We start from the raw sequence: 15,616 nt of genomic DNA, 5'->3' as shown, positions 1-15,616 counted from the left end.
CCCGATGCCGGAGCCCGCCGCCCTGGGAGTCGCCTGACGCCTCTTGTCCACCGGTCGCGGCGGTGCTTCACCGGCCGCAGTCGTCCACGTGGGTGTCGGCGTGGCGGAAGCGCGCATCGGTCCAGCTGATGAGCACCGGGATGAAGTGCGAGCCCGGAAGCAGCGTGCGCAGGTGGTCGTAGCCCAGGTACTCGAGACTGCGCACCTGCTCGCCCTGCGCGCACAGCGTGGCGACGAACTCCCGCTGCAGACGCGGCGGGATGACCTCGTCCTCACTCCCCCACGCGATAAGGATCGGGGTGCCCCAGGGGCCCTTGGGGGTGTTGTCTTCGAGGCGCTTGCCGAGGGCGCCCGCAGTCAGGTCGCCGACGTACAGCGGGCGGTCCTCCGAGACGCCCAGCGCCGTGGCGACCGACACGATCACACCCGGCTCGGTCGGGCATCGCTGCGTCATCTCGCGGACGATGGACTCCGACCCGGGCGCGATGTAGTCGGCGAGGTCGATCTCGGCATAGGTGTCGGCGTACGGCACGAGCACCCACGAGACGAGGATCGACAGCATCGCGTTGGCATCGCCCGACAGCAGCTCCTGCGCGAGCTTGACAGGCTCGGCGGCCGGCGCCAGCACCGCCGTTCCGCGGATGTCGAGGTCGGGGGCGTAGTCCGGCGCGATCTGGGTGGTCCACAGTGCGGCGTGGCCGCCCTGTGAGTGCCCCCACACGACCGTGTGCGCCGACAGCGTCAGTCCCTCGAGCTCGCGCGCGGCGATCACGGCGTCGAGCGACGAGCGCGCTTCGCCACGGCCGATGAGGTACGGGAACTCGCCGGGCGCGCCCTGCCCCGAGTAGTCCGAGGCGATGACGACCCACCCCTTCGCCATGGCTTCGTCGAGCCCGGGGATCGCCCACTTCGTCGCAGACGCATCGCGAAGGCTCGGTGCGCAGCCCCGCGCGACGCCGGTCGTGCCGTGGTTCCAGATGACGACGGGACGCGGACCGGGCGGCGGGTCGTGCGGCACGATGACCAGGCCGCTGGCGACGGCGGGTTGGCCGTTGGCGTCGCGGGTCGTGTACAGGATGCGCGACACGTCGGCGTCGGGGGGCTTCTGCCCGGCGAACTCGTCCGAGCGGATGAGCTTGCCGTGCCCGTACGGCACCACCGCCGGCGGGTCGTAGAACGCGTCGACCACCTGCGCGCCGTCCTCGAACCACGAGTTCGCCCACCAGCCGCCCGCGGCGAGCACGACCAGCAGCACCGACAGCGCATATCGTCCGGCGGCCAGCCATGCGGCACGGGCGCGCGTGGGGCGGGGGACGTCGGCGGATGCGGGCGGCCGCCGGTCGGCGGCATCCCCCTCTGCTGCGCCGTCGCGCGACACCCCGGCGTCCTCCGCGGCCGGCTCCCCCTCGGCGCCGGGCGCCGGCTGGGCCGTGCCGGGAACCGACCGGCGGCCCTCGACGAAGGCCCGCACCGCGCGGAACAGCAGGGTCGCACCGAACACGATCGTGCGGAGCCCGAAGATGAGCGCGACGATGAGCACGGTGACGTCGGGCCACGCGTACGACAGCACGCCGAACGCGATCTGAGCGCCGCCCCAGACGGCCGACAGCACACGCCGGCTCACGCGTCCGCGGGTGAGCGCGTCGTAGAGCGACGCGAGCCCGCCGAGCACGAGCAGGATCGCGATCAGCTCGGGCAGGAGCTCGAGCGTCCGCCCGAATCCGACGAGGACCGCGAGGCCCACCGCGATCCACAGGGCACCGAATGTCACGCGCGACCACAGCGGCGTCTCGGGCGCCGCGAGCATGCGCGCCACTCCCGAGAGGATGGCGCTGATGCCGACGTAGATCGTGAGCACGAGCAGCGACGTCAGCGGACGCGTGACGATGAGCAGCCCGACCAGGAGCGAGAGCGCACCGACGACGACGAGCACGACCGGCGGGGCGCCGCGCACCAGTCGCGGCACGATGCTCCATCCGGTCGCGGGCCGATGCGTGCCCTCGCGGATCATCCGCCCCATGTTAGGCGGGGTTCCCGAGCGTCCGGTCACAGCGGGCGGCGTGTGCGCCGGGCATCGTCCGCCCTCGACGTACCACGGACGCACGGGAGGGTGGATGCCGCGGCATCCACCCTCCCGTCTCTGGCGCGTGCCGCGATCAGGCGCGGAACACCTGCACCACCGCCGGCCGCGGCGCCGACGGCACGTCGCCGGGCGCCGCGCTGCCGTAGTCGGGGAAGAGCGACGTCGGCGCGGCGAACGTGCCACCCTCGCCGACGCCTGCGTCACACGACGCCGCGCGCCGTGGCCGCGCCTGCCGCACAGCACAGCGCACCGCGCCCGCGCAAGCCCCCGCGCCCGCTCGGGGGTGCGGAATACCGTGGACGCCATGTCATCTGGGGCAGGGGCCAGGGCGCGCGCGGAGGTGCGCACAGCCGCCCATCACGCAGAAGCGAATCCCGTGTTCGAGACGCTCGCCCGGGCGGGCTTCGTCGCCGACGGCATCGTCCACGTGCTCATCGGCGTCCTCGCGATCGTGGTGGCCTTCGGCGGAGACGGCGAGACCGATCAGTCCGGCGCCCTGCTGGCGATCGCCGGCGCGCCGCTCGGGTTCGTCGTCCTGTGGCTGGCAGCCCTTGCGCTCGCGGCGCTCGGCGTCTGGCAGATCCTCGACGGGATCCTGGTGCGCCGCGACTCACAGCCCCGCAAGTGGGGAGCGCGACTGATCGAGTGGGCGAAGGCCGCGGTGTTCTTCGCACTCGCGATCTTCGCCGCCGCTGTCGCCGTCGGCGCACGCCCCGACCCCGACGGCAGCGTGCAGGACGCCAGCCGCGGCGTGCTGTTCGTCCCCGGCGGACCCCTCGTGCTCGGCCTCGTGGGTGTGGCCATCGGCGCCGGCGGGATCGGGTTCGCCGTCATCGGCCTCGCCCGCCGGTTCGTCCGGCTGCTCGACCTGCCCTCGGGGCGCGCGGGGACCGTCGTGACGGTCCTCGCGGTCGTGGGCTACGTCGCGAAGGGGCTCGCGCTGCTCACCGTGGGCGTGCTGCTGGTCGTGGCGGCGATCAAGGTCGATCCCGGTGACGCGGGCGGGCTCGACGCGGCCCTCGACGGCCTCATCGCCCTCCCGCTCGGGCCCTTCGTCTGCGGTGGGATCGGCGTGGGGCTCATCGCCTACGGCGTGTTCCTGGCGCTGTCGGCGCGGTACCGCCGGCTCTGACGACCGGCACGGGGTGCGGCATCCCGCCCTCACTCCTGCGGAGCGGACTCCAGGGCGTTGACGGCGCGGATGAGGCGATACAGCTCCCCCACCCGGAACTGATCCAGCCGCAGCACCAGACGTGGCAGGTCCACCACGTCGTCGTCCTCGCGCTCGACGTGGAGCGCGTCTCGTCGCTCGATGCGGCCCTCGGCGACCAGGCCCGCGAACTGCTCGTTGAGCGTTTCGACCTCGGCGTCTGTGGGCTCCGCCTTCAGCCGCAGCACGAGTCGCTTGCCGACCCATCGCAGCGAGTCGTAGTTGCGGTAGAACCCGGTGAGCTCCGCGACCGCCGCCTCGACCGAGTCGGTGACCAGCACGCGGTCGAAGTCGCCCGGAGAGATGACGCCCGACGGCAGCAGGTGCTCGTCCACGAAGCGCTGGAGCCCCGCCCAGAACGTGCCGCCCGGCGCGTCCAGCAGCACGATCGGGGTCGGGTCTGCCTTGCCGGTCTGCTGCAGCGTCAGCAGCTCGAACATCTCGTCGAGCGTCCCGAAGCCGCCCGGGACGCACACGAACCCGCGCGACTCCTTGACGAGCATCAGCTTGCGCGTGAAGAAGTACTTCATCGCGACGTTGCGCGCATTGCCGCCCACGATCGCGTTCGGCTTCTCTTCGAACGGCAGCCGGATCGACACGCCCAGCGACTGCAGCGGACCGGCGCCCGCGGCGGCCGCCTCCATGATCCCGGGACCGGCACCGGTCACGACCATCCAGCCCTGTTCGGCGAGCGCGGCCGCGGTCTCGGACGCCTGACGGTACAGCTCGTCCTCGGACCGCGTGCGGGCCGAGCCGAAGATGGTGACCTTGGGGATGCCGCGATACGGCGCGAACAGCCGGAACGCCTGTCGCATCTCGCTGAGCGCCGACGACGTGATCTTGAGGTCCAGCCGGTCGGTGTCGTCGAGTCCGAGCCCGATGCCGGTGGCGAGGATGCGCGCGATCAGATCGGCGTCGTGCGTGATGCCGGCCGCCGCCATGGTGGCACGCAGCTCTTCGGTGACGGGGTGCGGGATGGTTCCGGTGTCGCTCTGGCCCATGACGCCAGCGTGCCACGTCCTGTCGTCGCGCGGTGGCCGGAACGTGAACAGCGGATGCCAGCGGATGCCGTCGACCGCCGTCCGCGATGGCAGCGCAGGGCGCCCACTGGGCATACTGGGCGAGGACGACGCGGGCGGGCACGGCGCACGGGAGGCTCACATGACCGACGGCACCACCAACATCGCGATCACCGATGCGATCCGCGTCCCGCGCACCGGCGGGCTGCGCGTCGCCGACCCCGGACTCATCGGCCTCCTCGGCTTCGTGATCGCCACGGTGACCGCGCAGCTCGCGCATCTTGGGCTGCAGGACGACGCGCCGGTCTTCTGGATCGGCGCCGCGTTCGGCGGCGTCGTTCAGGTGACGGCGGGCATGCTGTCGTACTTCGCCGGCGACAACTTCCACTTCATCGTCTACAACGCCTTCGGCTGGTACTGGATCGTCGTGCCCGGGTTCCTCCTCGGCGAAGAGCTCGGGTTCCTGGAGGTGACGGCGTCGGCGCGCGGCCTTTTCACGCTGATCTTCGCGATCCTGGCCCTGCTGTTCGTCCCCGCCGGCGCCGCGCACAACACCGTGCTGCCGATCACGCTGCTGTGCGTGTCGTTCGGCCTCGGGTTCCAGGCGGCCGGCGCCTTCACCGGCGCCGAGGGGTTCGCGATCGTCGGCTCGGTCCTCCTCATCGCGGCCTCGGCGCTTGCCGCGTACCTGCTGGTCGAGAAGTTCTACTGGCGGACGATCGGCCGGCGCGTCGTGCCGCTCGGCCCGCCGTGGCTGGACTCGGACCCGAACCCGGAGTCCTGACCCGGACGCACGGTGTCAATCCCCTGGCCCCGCGGCCGTCCGTGCGGCAGCCTCGGGACATGACAGAGATGACAGGACCCGAGGCGCTGGACCGCGTGAAGGAACTCGTCGAGGACATCGACTTCACGATGCTCACGACGATCGACAGCGAGGGGCGGCTCGTGAGCCGGCCGATGAGCACGAGGCAGATGGACGAGAACGGCCGCATCTGGTTCTTCACGGCGGAAGACACCAAGAAGGTCGACGAGGCGAAGGCGGATCGCGACGTGGGACTGTCGTACTGCGACGCGAAGGGGATGCGCTACGTCTCGATCGCGGGGCGCGCACGCATCGTCCACGACGACGCGAAGATGAACGAGCTCTACACGCCGTCTCTCGACATCTGGTTCGAGGACGGGCTGCAGACCCCCGGGATCGCGCTGCTCGAGGTGACACCGGCCGAGACCGAGTTCTGGGAGCCCGCACACGGCAAGCTGGTGATGGCCGCCGGCATGCTGAAGTCGCTGTTCACGAAGGACACGCCGGACGACGACACCGTGATCCACGGTCACGTCAGCTGCTGACCGTGCCCGTCCGCCGGCGGCGGTGCGGATTCCTCAGCCGCGCAGGCGCGCGACCACCTCGCCCACCGGCACGACCTCGCGGTCGCCGCTGCGGCGGTCCCACAGCTCGACCTGACCGTCGGCGGCGCCGCGGCCCACGATCACGATCTTCGGGACGCCCACCAGTTCGGCGTCGCCGAACTTGACGCCGGGCGAGACCTTGGGGCGATCGTCGTAGAGCACGTCGAGCCCCGCGGCTTCGAGGTCCGCCGACAGCTGCGCCGCGACCTCGAACGCGGCGGCGTCGCGGCCCGCGGCCACCACGTGCACGTCGAACGGAGCCACGGCGGCCGGCCACACGAGCCCCTTGTCGTCGTTGTTGAGCTCGGCGAGGTTCGCGAGGATGCGGGTGACGCCGATGCCGTACGAACCCATCGTGACCGTCACGAGCTTGCCGTTCTCATCGAGCACCTTGAGGCCGAGGGTCTCGGCGAAGAAGCGGCCGAGCTGGAAGACGTGTCCGATCTCCATGCCGCGCGCGAGCTCGACCGGACCTGATCCGTCGGGAGCAGGGTCGCCGGGGCGCACGTTCGCGACCTCGACGAACCCGTCGCCCGCGAAGTCGCGGCCCGCAACGAGGGTGTGCACGTGCTTCTGGTCGATATTGGCGCCGGTGACCCACGCCGTGCCGTCCACGACGCGGGGGTCGAGCAGGTAACGGATGCCGGTGGCAGATTCCTCGCCGAGGATCGCGCCGGTCTCGGACCACGGCCCGATGTACCCCTTCACCAACAGCGGGTTCGCCGCGAAGTCCTCCGCCGTCGCGGCCTCGACAGCGGCGGGCGCGAACGCCACCTCGGCGCGCTTGTCGTCGACGTCGCGGTCGCCGGGGATGCCGACGATCACGAGTTCGCGCGTGCCGTCGAGGTGCGTGAGGGCGAGAACGACGTTCTTGAGCGTGTGCGCCGCGGTCCACTCGCCCGCGCCGTCGGTCGCGGGACCGGCGATGCCCGGCGCCGGGGCGTCGAGGTGCGCGTTGGAGTGATCGACGAGCGTCTGGATCGTGGGCGTGTCGGGCGAGTCGAAGATCACCGGGGCGCCGAGACCGTCGAACGGGAGGGCCTCAGGGACGACGGTCGTGAACGCCTCGACGTTGGCGGCGTAGCCGCCGGCCGAGCGCACAAAGGTGTCCTCGCCGACGGAGGTCGGGTGCAGGAACTCCTCGCTGCGGGCGCCGCCCATGAGGCCGTTGTCGGCCGCGACGATGACGTACTCGAGCCCGAGGCGCTGGTAGATGCGCTCGTAGGCGTCGCGCTGCGCCTGGTAGGACGCATCCTGCCCCTCGTCCGTGTAGTCGAACGAATAGGCGTCCTTCATGGTGAACTCGCGACCGCGCAGGAGGCCGGCACGGGGGCGAGCCTCGTCGCGGTACTTGTCCTGGATCTGGTAGATCGTCAGCGGCAGGTCCTTGTACGACGAGTAGAGGTCCTTGACGAGGAGCGTGAACATCTCCTCGTGCGTCGGCGCCAGGAGGTAGTCGGCGCCGCGGCGGTCCTGCAGGCGGAAGATGCCGTCGCCGTACGAGGTCCAGCGGCCGGACTGCTCGTAGGGGTCGCGGGGCAGCAATGCCGGGAAGTGCACCTCGAACGCGCCCGCGTTCGCCATCTCGTCGCGGATGATCGCCTCGATCTTCGCCTTGACCTTCAGCCCCAGTGGCAGCCACGTGAAGATTCCCGGCGCGGCGCGGCGGATGTAGCCGGCGCGCACGAGCAGCTTGTGGCTCGTGACTTCGGCGTCGGCGGGGTCTTCACGGAGGGTGCGGAGGAAGAAGTTCGACAGACGGGTGACCACGATCGTCAAGTCTAGGGCCCGTGCCTACACTGATCGGGTGCCCGCCCGCCGCCCCCGACTCGCCCCTGCCCGTGCGCACGACGAGCTGATCGAGTCGCTGGCGCAGCTGCGCGTCGACCTCGAGCTGCCGACCGCCTTCCCGGCAGAAGTGGATGCCGCCGCCGCGAGCGCCGCCCGGTCCGTGCCGACCGACCCCGCCGTCGCGGGACTCGACGACCTGCGCCACCTCGAGTTCCTCACGATCGACCCGGCGGGATCGACCGATCTCGATCAGGCCATGCATCTGGAGCTGACCCTGTCGCCGGAGGGAACGCCGGCCGGCGGCATCCTGCACTACGCCATCGCCGATGTGCCCGCGTACGTCGAACCCGGCGGGGTGATCGACGCGGAGGCGCGCGAGCGCGGGCAGACGCTGTACGCGGCGGACGGCCGCATCCCGCTGCACCCCGTCGCGATCAGCGAGGACGCCGCGTCGCTTCTCCCCGACCGCGACCGCCGCGCGTACGTGTGGCGGTTCGAGCTCGACGACGGCGCGCGCCCGCTCACCACGACGGTGCGGCGCGCGGTGATCCGCTCGAGGCGGCAGTGGACGTACGTGGACGCGCAGGCTGCCGTCGACGCGGGCACCGCGCCGCCGACGCTGCAGGCGCTGGCGTGGTTCGGTGCGCAGCGTCTGGAGCGGGAGTCCGAGCGGGGCGGCGCGAGCCTCAACGTGCCCGAGGCGCGCGTGGTGCCCGACGACGGGGGCTACCGCCTCGAGCGCGATGCGCCCCTGCCGGTGGAGGACTGGAACGCCCAGGTGTCGCTGCTGACCGGCATGTCGGCCGCCGAGCTCATGCTCCGCGGCGGTGTGGGCATCCTGCGCACGATGCCGGCGCCGGCGCCCGACGACACGGCGGCGTTCCGCGCGCAGACGGTCGCGCTCGGGCAGCCCTGGCGCACCGAGGTCGCGTACGGCGACTACCTGCGGGGCCTCGACCGCGACGATCCGTCGGCGCTCGCGATCCTGGATGCCGCAACCGGCCTCTTCCGAGGCGCCGGGTACGTCGCCTTCGACGGCACGCCGCCCGCCGATCCGCTCCAGTCCGCCATCGGCGCGCCGTACGCGCACACCACCGCGCCGCTGCGCCGGCTCGTCGACCGCTGGTCCCTCGTCGTGTGCGAGGCGATCGCGAACGGTCGCGACGTCCCGCGGTGGGCACGCGAGAGCCTGCGCTCGCTGCCGAAGATCATGGGACGCAGCGACGGTCTCGCGAACCGGCTCGAGGCCGGCACGCTCGATCGGGTGGAGGCGGCCCAGCTCTCGGGCAAAGAGGGACGGGCGTTCGATGCGGTCGTGCTGGGCCGCCGCAACGGCAGCGCGCGCGTGCAGCTGATCGAGCCGCCCGTCGCCGCGAGAGTCGAGGGGCTCGAGGCGGCCGCGGGGACCACCGTGCGTCTGCGCCTCACCTCGGCCGACATCGCGACCGGCGAGATCGTCCTGGAGCCCGCACTCCCGGCGCGTGCATAGCCTGGAGTCATGACGACCGTCCTGCTCACCGGGTTCGAACCTTTCGGCGGCGACGCCGCCAATCCGTCCGGCGAGGCCGTGCACCTGGTCGCGTCCCGGTGGGAGGGTCCCGAGCTGCTGGTGACCGCAGTGCTGCCGGTGACGTTCGCCGGCGCCGCGACGCGCCTGCGCGAGCTCATCGCCGAGCATCGGCCGGACGTCGTCATCGCGGCCGGCCTCGCGGGCGGACGCGCCGCGATCGGCGTGGAGCGGGTCGCGGTGAACCTCGTCGACGCACGCATCCCCGACAATGACGGCGCGCAGCCCGTCGACGTGCCGAGCGTCCCGGGTGCTCCGGCCGCGCACTTCGCGACCCTGCCCGTGAAAGAGATCGTCAGCAGGGTCACGACGGCCGGGATCCCCGCCGAGGTGTCGTACTCGGCCGGCACCTTCGTGTGCAATCACGTGTTCTTCACGGCACTGGAGGCAGCGGCGGCCCCGGTGCGCGCCGGGTTCGTGCACGTGCCGTGGTCGACCGAGCACGCCCCGGCCGGTGCGGTGTCGCTGCCGCTGCGCGACATCGCCGACGCACTGGAGATCGCGGTGCGCACGAGCATCGAGGTGACCGAGGACGCGGTCGTGCCCGGCGGCACGCTGCACTGAACCGCTCGATTCAGACCGCCGCAGACTCCATCGCCGCGGCGGCTGCCGCCGTGACTGTCGCGATGATCGCCGCACGCCGTGCGATCACGCGCGCGCCTCGGTCGCCGGCGTCGGGGATGATCAGCGCGTCCAGCTGCGGCAGGACGGGCCACGCGTTGACCAGGCTCACGAGGGTGAGCAGCAGCTCCCCCGCCTCGATGCGCCCGATGCCCGGGAGCATGCGCTGCATGCGGTCGACCTTCTCGGCATGGAAGGCCGCGCGCACCGGGCTGTCGGCCGCGAGCAGACCCCGCTCGAGACCTTCCCAATACACCAGCCGCGGAATCTCGGGGTGCGCGATGTGGTGGTCGAAGAGGCGGGCCGCGTAGTCGCCGACGGCGTCGGGCCCGGTGCCCTCGGCGTTGACGGCCTGCAGGGCCGCCTGCAGCGCCTCGGCGAGCACCGTCGCGAACAGGTCGTCCTTCTTCCCGAAGTACTGGTAGATGCGCTCCTTGTTGACGCCGGCGGCGGAGGCGATGCGGTCCACGCGCGCCCCGGCGAGTCCGTGCTCGCTGAACTCCGCCGTGGCGGCGTCGAGGAGCAGCCTCTTGGTGCGATCGGTGTCCCACGCCATGCATCCATGCTACTCGCCGATTCCAACTGGATGGTTGCGGAATAGAGCGCGGGGTGCTTCACTTACAACCAACCAGTTGCAACCATTCGGTTGGATTCTTGGAAGGATGCCGCACATGTCCACGTCGACCGCCCCTGTTCCCGTCACCGACGCCCCCGCACCTGTTGTCCCCTCCGTCCACGTCCGCGCGGCGATCACGTGGCTCGCGATCTTCCCGCTCGTCTCGATCGGGATGCTGCTGCTCGCCCCGATCTCGGAGTCGTGGCACCCCATCCTGCGCGCGCTGGTCCTGACCGCGGTCGTGGTCCCGCTCGCGGTGTACGTCGTCGTCCCGCGGCTGCTGCGACTGCACGCCGCGATGGTGCGCCGGCGCGCGGCCCGCTGACGGCAGCGCCGCTTCTCAGGTCCGGCGGCGCCCGACGTGCAGCACCTCGCGCACGACGAGCCCGGCCGCGAGTGCCCAGAAGGCGGCGCTGACGCCGGCGATCGCCACGCCGGAGGCTGCCACGAGGAAGGTCACGACAGCGGGCAGCCGCTCCCCCGGATCGTCGATCGCCTGCTGGACGGCCGATCCGAACGCCGCGAACAGCGCGATGCCGGCGACCGCCGGGATGACGGCCTCCGGCGCCACCACAACGAGCGCCACGAGAGCCGCCGACAGGCCGCCCAGCACGATGCCCGAGGCGCCCGTCGAGACGCCCGCGACCCACCGGCGCCTCGCGTCGGGATCGGCATCGGGGGCGGCGGCGAGCGCGGCGCTGATGGCCGCGAGGTTGATCGCGTGCCCGCCGGCGGTCGCACCCAGGGCCGTGCCGACACCGGTCACGAGCATCGCGGGGCGCCAGGGCACCTCGTAGCCGAAGCTGCGCATGATCGCCACGCCGGGCACGTTCTGCGACGCCATCGTCACGAGGAACAGCGGCAGCGCAAGGCCGACCACGGCGCCGAGCGTGAGCGTGGGCACCGTGAAGTCGAGTCGCGGGATCAGCACTCCCGGGTCGATCGAGGCGCCCGTGGTCACGACATGCACGCCGACCACGACGGCGGCCGCCACGAACGCCAGCGGCACGGCCCAGCGGGGCGCGAACCGCACTCCGAGGAGCCACACGATCACGACGGGCGCCACTGCCCACGGGTCGGCGACGATCCCGGTGACCGGCGCCAGGCACAGCGGCAGGAGCACCCCGGCGAGCATCGCCTGCGCGATGGACGGCGGGATGCGGGCGATCAGCCGACCGAGCTGCGGCCACAGCGCGGTGAGCAGGATCAGGCCCGCCGTCACGAGGAACGCGCCGACCGCCGCCGGCCAGCCTCCCTCGACGGAGCCGGTCGCCGCGAGCACTGCGGCACCGGGCGTCGACCACGCGACCGTGATCGGCATCCGGTAGCGCCAGGCGATGAGGATGGACGCCGCCCCCATCGTCAGGCACAGCGCCAGCAGTCCGCTCGCCGCCTGCGCGGGCGTCGCACCGACCGCGTCCAGTCCGGTGAGCACGACGGCGAACGAGCTGGTGACGCCGACGAGCGCCGTGACGATGCCGGCAACGATCGGGCGCGACAGCGGCGCGCGGGGTTCCGTGGCCCCGGCGTCCGGCGGGGAGTCGGCGGCGTCGCTCATGCGTTCTGCCGTCCCCGGTACACGGCGGTGCGCAGCTCGACGGCCCAGACGTCGGCCTGCGGCATCCCGACCCTCTCGGCGACCGCGATCTCGGCCTCGACGTCGTACGGGACGCGCACGAAGCGCACCTCGAACGGCGCCGCGTCCGCGGTGTCGGGCACGCCCTCGAGGATCACGTAGCTCGGCATCGGCTCGTCCAGCGGATTGCCGACGCTGCCCACGTTGAAGAGAGTGCGCCCGTCGCGGGACTCGAGGTAGGCGTCATGGATGTCGCCGTACCCGACGACCGTCGGCGCGGGGCCGTCGCCGGTCATCTCGGTCGTCAGGAACATGCCGTCGAACTGCTCGTCGGTGTGACGGAAGCGCACCCGCACGTGAGGGCTCTCCGCCGACGCGTGGAACAGCCGCACGCGCCGGCCGCTGAGTGCCAGGTCGTGGCTCAGCGGCAGGGTGCGCAGCCACCGTCGCTGCGACGCCGACAGCTCGTCGCGCCACCACCGCATCTCTTCGGGCTCGTCATCGGTGATGCCGTCGAGGAAGTCGTCCCAGTTTCCACGGAGGTTCACCTCGCACACCTCGCGGACCCGGTCGACCACGGCGCCGCCGCGCGGCCCCTTGCCGGCGTTGTCGCCGAGATTGATGATGCGATGGATGCCGCGCCGGGCGATGTCCGCCAGCACGGCGTCGAGAGCCGTCAGATTGCCGTGGATGTCAGAGATGAGGGCGATCCGTTCGAGGGGCACGCTCGTGATCCTGCCACGTCGGGCGACGCGGATGCCTCTAGGGTCGGGGGTGTGCGTCGCCTCCTGCTGATCCTGGCCGGCGTGACGGCCGCCGCGGCCGCCGCCCTCCTCTCGTGGGCGGAGGCGGTGCACTGGCGCACGTCCCGTCAGGCGCTCGGCGACTCCGGGGTGCCCGGAGGCCGCGAGGCGGTCGTCGTGCTGGGGTACCGCAACACGGGAACACGCGCCAACTTCGTCAACCGCCACCGCGTGCGGGCGGGCCTGCGCTCGCAGGACCCGGCGGCGTCCGAGAGCGTCCTGGTGCTGTGCGGCGGCGCGGTCGGCGGCGATGTGCCCGAGGCCGAGCTCATGGCCCGGTACGCGCGCGAGCGCGGCTACACCGGCCCGATCCGCCTCGACACGCAGAGTCGCACGACCGCCGAGAACATCCGGTTCGCCGTCCCGCTCGTCGAGGACGCCGACACCATCAAGATCGTCTCGCACGCGCCCCACGCCGTCGTCGGCCGCGAGTACCTGTGGGCCGTGCGTCCGGACCTCGCCGCGCGTCTGGTGCGGGGCGACGACCACCGCGTCGGCGAAGCGCCGATCCTCACCGTCGCCGCCGCGATCATCGCGTGGCAGCACCAGGCTCGACGCGGGCGTGCGTGACCCGGGCGTGTGCGCTCGCGCTGTCGTTTCCGGCATCCGCTGTTGAAAGAAGCTGGCGCGCGTGCCGATTTCGACAGCGCGGACAATCGGGGTGGGAAGAGAACGACAGCGCGTGCCGATTTCGACCGCGTGAGGATGCCGCCGCGCGAAGTCGCAGCGAGGTCCGGCTCAGCGGTCGTCGAACTCGGCCAGCGCGTCGGCGATCATGCGATGGCCCTGCGCCTCGAACGCGACGTCACCCACCTGATGGGCCCAGCACGCCGTCCCGATCGCCTCGCGCAGTCGCATGAGCAGCCAGTGATCGGGATGCCGCGGGTCGGCGCCGTAGCCGTCGAAGAAAGCCGCTTCGCACGCGGGCTCCGCACGCCACTCCTGGGCCGACAGGCGCACGAAGTCGCTCGCCGCGGGCCGGAACGCGAAGCGGCCGAAGTCGATGACGCGCACCGCGTCGCCGTCGACGAGCCAGTTGCGCGGCTGCCAGTCGCCGTGCGTCGGCACGAGGTCGGCCTCGATGGGTCCCAGCGCGGCGAGCGCGTCACGCAGCCGTGCCTCGACCGCCGGCGCGACGGCGTGGGGTGCATCCAGCCAGGCCAGCGCTCGGGCGGTGGCCGCGGCATCCGTCCCCTCCGACGGACGCACCGCCTGCGCGTGGAACTCGCGCAGCAGCGACCCCGCACGCCGGTGCACGCCGGGATCGATGCCCCATGGGGTGCGGTAGGCCAGCTCGCCCGGCAGCCAGGCCGTGACGAGCACCCGAGCCTCACGGTCGTGGTGGCGCAGCACGGGCGCTCGGCCCGCGCCCGCCCAGACCGACAGCAGTCCGCCGAGGTGCGCGTCGAGCTCGCGGCCGAAATGGCGCACGTCGGGGCCGGCGGCCTTCACGACGAACTCGGCGTCGCCCTGGCGCACGCGCAGGACGATCGTCTCGACCTGGTTCCAGCTCAGGTCGGCGACCACCTCGGCTGCCGGCATCCACTCGTCGACACGAGCGCGCTGCGCCGCGGACAGCCGGCCGAAGCCCGCAGCGCCCACGACTACGAGGTGACGACCTGCGCGGTGCCGACGGGGGCCTCAGGGCCCATCTCGTCGGCGATGCGGTTGGCCTCCTCGATGAGGGTGGCGACGATCTCGGACTCGGGCACGGTCTTGATGACCTGGCCCTTCACGAAGATCTGGCCCTTGCCGTTGCCTGACGCGACGCCGAGGTCGGCCTCACGGGCCTCACCCGGACCGTTCACGACACAGCCCATCACCGCGACGCGCAGCGGCACGGTCATGTCCTTCAGGCCCTCGGTCACGTTGTCGGCCAGCGTGTAGACGTCGACCTGCGCGCGCCCGCACGACGGGCACGACACGATCTCGAGCTTGCGCTCACGGAGGTTCAGCGACTGCAGGATCTGGTGGCCGACCTTGACCTCTTCGGCCGGCGGCGCCGACAGCGAGACGCGGATCGTGTCGCCGATGCCCTCTGCCAGCAGGATGCCGAACGCCGTCGCGGATTTGATCGTGCCCTGGAAGGCGGGCCCGGCCTCGGTCACGCCGAGGTGGAGGGGCCAGTCGCCCCGCTCTGCGAGCAGCCGGTAGGCCTTCACCATGACGATCGGGTCGTTGTGCTTGACCGAGATCTTGAAGTCGTGGAAGTCGTGCTCCTCGAAGAGGGATGCCTCCCACACGGCGCTCTCGACGAGCGCCTCGGGGGTCGCCTTGCCGTACTTCTCCAGCAGGCGCCGATCGAGCGACCCGGCGTTCACGCCGATGCGCAGCGACACGCCCGCGGCCTTCGCGGCTGCGGCGATCGCGCCGACCTGGTCGTCGAACTTGCGGATGTTGCCGGGGTTCACGCGCACCGCGCCGCAGCCGGCGTCGATGGCCTGGAACACGTACTTCGGCTGGAAGTGGATGTCGGCGATCACCGGGATCTGGCTCTTGGCCGCGATGATGTGCAGCACGTCGGCGTCGTCCTGCGACGGCACGGCGACGCGCACGATCTCGCAGCCCGAGGCGGTGAGCTCCGCGATCTGCTGCAGGGTCGCGTTGATGTTCGTCGTGGGCGTCGTCGTCATCGACTGCACGCTCACGGGGGCGTCGCCTCCGACCAGCACCTTGCCCACCTTGATCTGGCGGCTCTTGCGGCGGGGGGCGAGCGTTTCGGGGACCTTGGGCATCCCGAGATTCACGGCTGGCACCTCCCCAGCCTACGCGCGTGACGACATCGTGGCGTCGGTAACGAGGCCGGGCGCGGCATCCACTCTCTGCTATCGTGACCGCATGTCCGCGCGACTTCTCTGGTGGCCCACCGCATAGGCGGTGGGTTCGCGCGACCGACGACCGCCCCCGGGGCGGTCTTCTTTTT

The 15,616-nt window shown here is 72.0% G+C and carries 15 protein-coding genes; 7 read left to right on the top strand and 8 right to left on the bottom strand.

What is annotated here, in order from left to right; genetic code table 11:
- Window positions 1–67 precede the first annotated feature (67 nt).
- Window positions 68–2,011, bottom strand: a complete 1,944-nt coding sequence (locus tag FB391_RS04880; protein ID WP_141893143.1) for a lipase family protein — start codon at window positions 2,009–2,011, stop codon at window positions 68–70.
- Between the two features lie 376 nt (window positions 2,012–2,387).
- Between FB391_RS04880 and FB391_RS04875 the strand changes: the two genes are divergently transcribed.
- Window positions 2,388–3,215: a DUF1206 domain-containing protein gene (locus tag FB391_RS04875; protein ID WP_141893141.1), complete on the top strand. Its 828-nt coding sequence runs from the start codon at window positions 2,388–2,390 to the stop codon at window positions 3,213–3,215.
- A gap of 29 nt (window positions 3,216–3,244) precedes the next feature.
- Here FB391_RS04875 and FB391_RS04870 read toward each other — a convergent pair whose 3' ends face one another.
- Entirely contained in the window at window positions 3,245–4,294 is a 1,050-nt protein-coding gene (locus FB391_RS04870) for an LOG family protein (protein WP_141893139.1), read from the bottom strand.
- A gap of 160 nt (window positions 4,295–4,454) precedes the next feature.
- Between FB391_RS04870 and FB391_RS04865 the strand changes: the two genes are divergently transcribed.
- Window positions 4,455–5,096, top strand: coding sequence for an acetate uptake transporter family protein (locus FB391_RS04865; RefSeq protein WP_185842944.1), 642 nt, complete (start codon window positions 4,455–4,457; stop codon window positions 5,094–5,096).
- 59 nt (window positions 5,097–5,155) lie between these two features.
- Window positions 5,156–5,659 (top strand): pyridoxamine 5'-phosphate oxidase family protein, encoded by a 504-nt coding sequence (locus tag FB391_RS04860; protein ID WP_141893137.1) that lies wholly within the window; start codon window positions 5,156–5,158, stop codon window positions 5,657–5,659.
- Between the two features lie 33 nt (window positions 5,660–5,692).
- On the opposite strand, the gene FB391_RS04855 is transcribed toward FB391_RS04860, so the two are convergent.
- Window positions 5,693–7,489: a proline--tRNA ligase gene (locus FB391_RS04855; RefSeq protein WP_141893135.1), complete on the bottom strand. Its 1,797-nt coding sequence runs from the start codon at window positions 7,487–7,489 to the stop codon at window positions 5,693–5,695.
- A 37-nt stretch (window positions 7,490–7,526) separates the two neighbouring features.
- On the opposite strand from FB391_RS04855, the gene FB391_RS04850 reads away from it, so the two are divergent.
- Both FB391_RS04850 and pcp read left to right on the top strand, forming a co-directional pair.
- A complete protein-coding gene (locus FB391_RS04850) occupies window positions 7,527–8,999 on the top strand; it encodes an RNB domain-containing ribonuclease (protein WP_141893134.1) in 1,473 nt (490 codons plus the stop codon).
- Between the two features lie 9 nt (window positions 9,000–9,008).
- Entirely contained in the window at window positions 9,009–9,641 is a 633-nt protein-coding gene (gene pcp, locus FB391_RS04845; protein WP_141893131.1) for a pyroglutamyl-peptidase I, read from the top strand.
- A gap of 10 nt (window positions 9,642–9,651) precedes the next feature.
- On the opposite strand, the gene FB391_RS04840 is transcribed toward pcp, so the two are convergent.
- Entirely contained in the window at window positions 9,652–10,254 is a 603-nt protein-coding gene (locus tag FB391_RS04840; RefSeq protein ID WP_141893129.1) for a TetR/AcrR family transcriptional regulator, read from the bottom strand.
- Window positions 10,255–10,369: 115 nt separating this feature from the next.
- Here FB391_RS04840 and FB391_RS04835 point away from each other — a divergent pair, with 115 nt between their 5' ends.
- A complete protein-coding gene (locus FB391_RS04835) occupies window positions 10,370–10,639 on the top strand; it encodes a putative antibiotic biosynthesis monooxygenase (protein WP_141893127.1) in 270 nt (89 codons plus the stop codon).
- A gap of 15 nt (window positions 10,640–10,654) precedes the next feature.
- Here the strand turns inward: FB391_RS04835 and FB391_RS04830 are convergent, their stop codons facing one another.
- Window positions 10,655–11,872, bottom strand: a complete 1,218-nt coding sequence (locus FB391_RS04830) for a benzoate/H(+) symporter BenE family transporter (protein WP_141893125.1) — start codon at window positions 11,870–11,872, stop codon at window positions 10,655–10,657.
- Window positions 11,869–12,615 carry a metallophosphoesterase family protein gene (locus FB391_RS04825; RefSeq protein ID WP_141893123.1) on the bottom strand — a complete coding sequence of 249 codons (747 nt, stop codon included), beginning with the start codon at window positions 12,613–12,615 and terminating at the stop codon, window positions 11,869–11,871. Before FB391_RS04825 ends, FB391_RS04830 begins: the two co-directional genes overlap by 4 nt.
- Window positions 12,616–12,666: 51 nt before the next feature.
- Between FB391_RS04825 and FB391_RS19620 the strand changes: the two genes are divergently transcribed.
- Window positions 12,667–13,263 (top strand): YdcF family protein, encoded by a 597-nt coding sequence (locus FB391_RS19620; RefSeq protein ID WP_246093355.1) that lies wholly within the window; start codon window positions 12,667–12,669, stop codon window positions 13,261–13,263.
- A gap of 168 nt (window positions 13,264–13,431) precedes the next feature.
- On the opposite strand, the gene FB391_RS04815 is transcribed toward FB391_RS19620, so the two are convergent.
- Both FB391_RS04815 and ispG read right to left on the bottom strand, forming a co-directional pair.
- On the bottom strand, window positions 13,432–14,295 hold the full coding sequence (locus FB391_RS04815) for a phosphotransferase (RefSeq protein WP_246093354.1): 864 nt from the start codon (window positions 14,293–14,295) through the stop codon (window positions 13,432–13,434).
- Window positions 14,296–14,297: 2 nt separating this feature from the next.
- Window positions 14,298–15,449 carry a flavodoxin-dependent (E)-4-hydroxy-3-methylbut-2-enyl-diphosphate synthase gene (gene ispG / locus FB391_RS04810; RefSeq protein ID WP_185842942.1) on the bottom strand — a complete coding sequence of 384 codons (1,152 nt, stop codon included), beginning with the start codon at window positions 15,447–15,449 and terminating at the stop codon, window positions 14,298–14,300.
- Window positions 15,450–15,616: the final 167 nt, after the last annotated feature.

The sequence above is a fragment of the Microbacterium kyungheense genome, from assembly GCF_006783905.1.
GTDB classification, from domain to species: Bacteria; Actinomycetota; Actinomycetes; order Actinomycetales; family Microbacteriaceae; genus Microbacterium; species Microbacterium kyungheense.
The sequence above is the reverse complement of the archived record's forward strand: the minus strand, read 5'-3'. Positions and strand labels throughout refer to the sequence as shown.

What these genes read in the sequence shown, in the direction of transcription:
- FB391_RS04860 (WP_141893137.1), top strand. Translation starts at nt 5,156, where the DNA reads ATGACAGAGATGACAGGACCCGAGGCGCTGGACCGCGTGAAGGAACTC.
- FB391_RS04840 (WP_141893129.1), bottom strand. Translation starts at nt 10,254, where the DNA reads ATGGCGTGGGACACCGATCGCACCAAGAGGCTGCTCCTCGACGCCGCC.
- FB391_RS04880 (WP_141893143.1), bottom strand. Translation starts at nt 2,011, where the DNA reads ATGATCCGCGAGGGCACGCATCGGCCCGCGACCGGATGGAGCATCGTG.
- FB391_RS04865 (WP_185842944.1), top strand. Translation starts at nt 4,455, where the DNA reads ATGACCGACGGCACCACCAACATCGCGATCACCGATGCGATCCGCGTC.
- pcp (WP_141893131.1), top strand. Translation starts at nt 9,009, where the DNA reads ATGACGACCGTCCTGCTCACCGGGTTCGAACCTTTCGGCGGCGACGCC.
- FB391_RS04875 (WP_141893141.1), top strand. Translation starts at nt 2,388, where the DNA reads ATGTCATCTGGGGCAGGGGCCAGGGCGCGCGCGGAGGTGCGCACAGCC.
- FB391_RS04830 (WP_141893125.1), bottom strand. Translation starts at nt 11,872, where the DNA reads ATGAGCGACGCCGCCGACTCCCCGCCGGACGCCGGGGCCACGGAACCC.
- FB391_RS04870 (WP_141893139.1), bottom strand. Translation starts at nt 4,294, where the DNA reads ATGGGCCAGAGCGACACCGGAACCATCCCGCACCCCGTCACCGAAGAG.
- FB391_RS04835 (WP_141893127.1), top strand. Translation starts at nt 10,370, where the DNA reads ATGTCCACGTCGACCGCCCCTGTTCCCGTCACCGACGCCCCCGCACCT.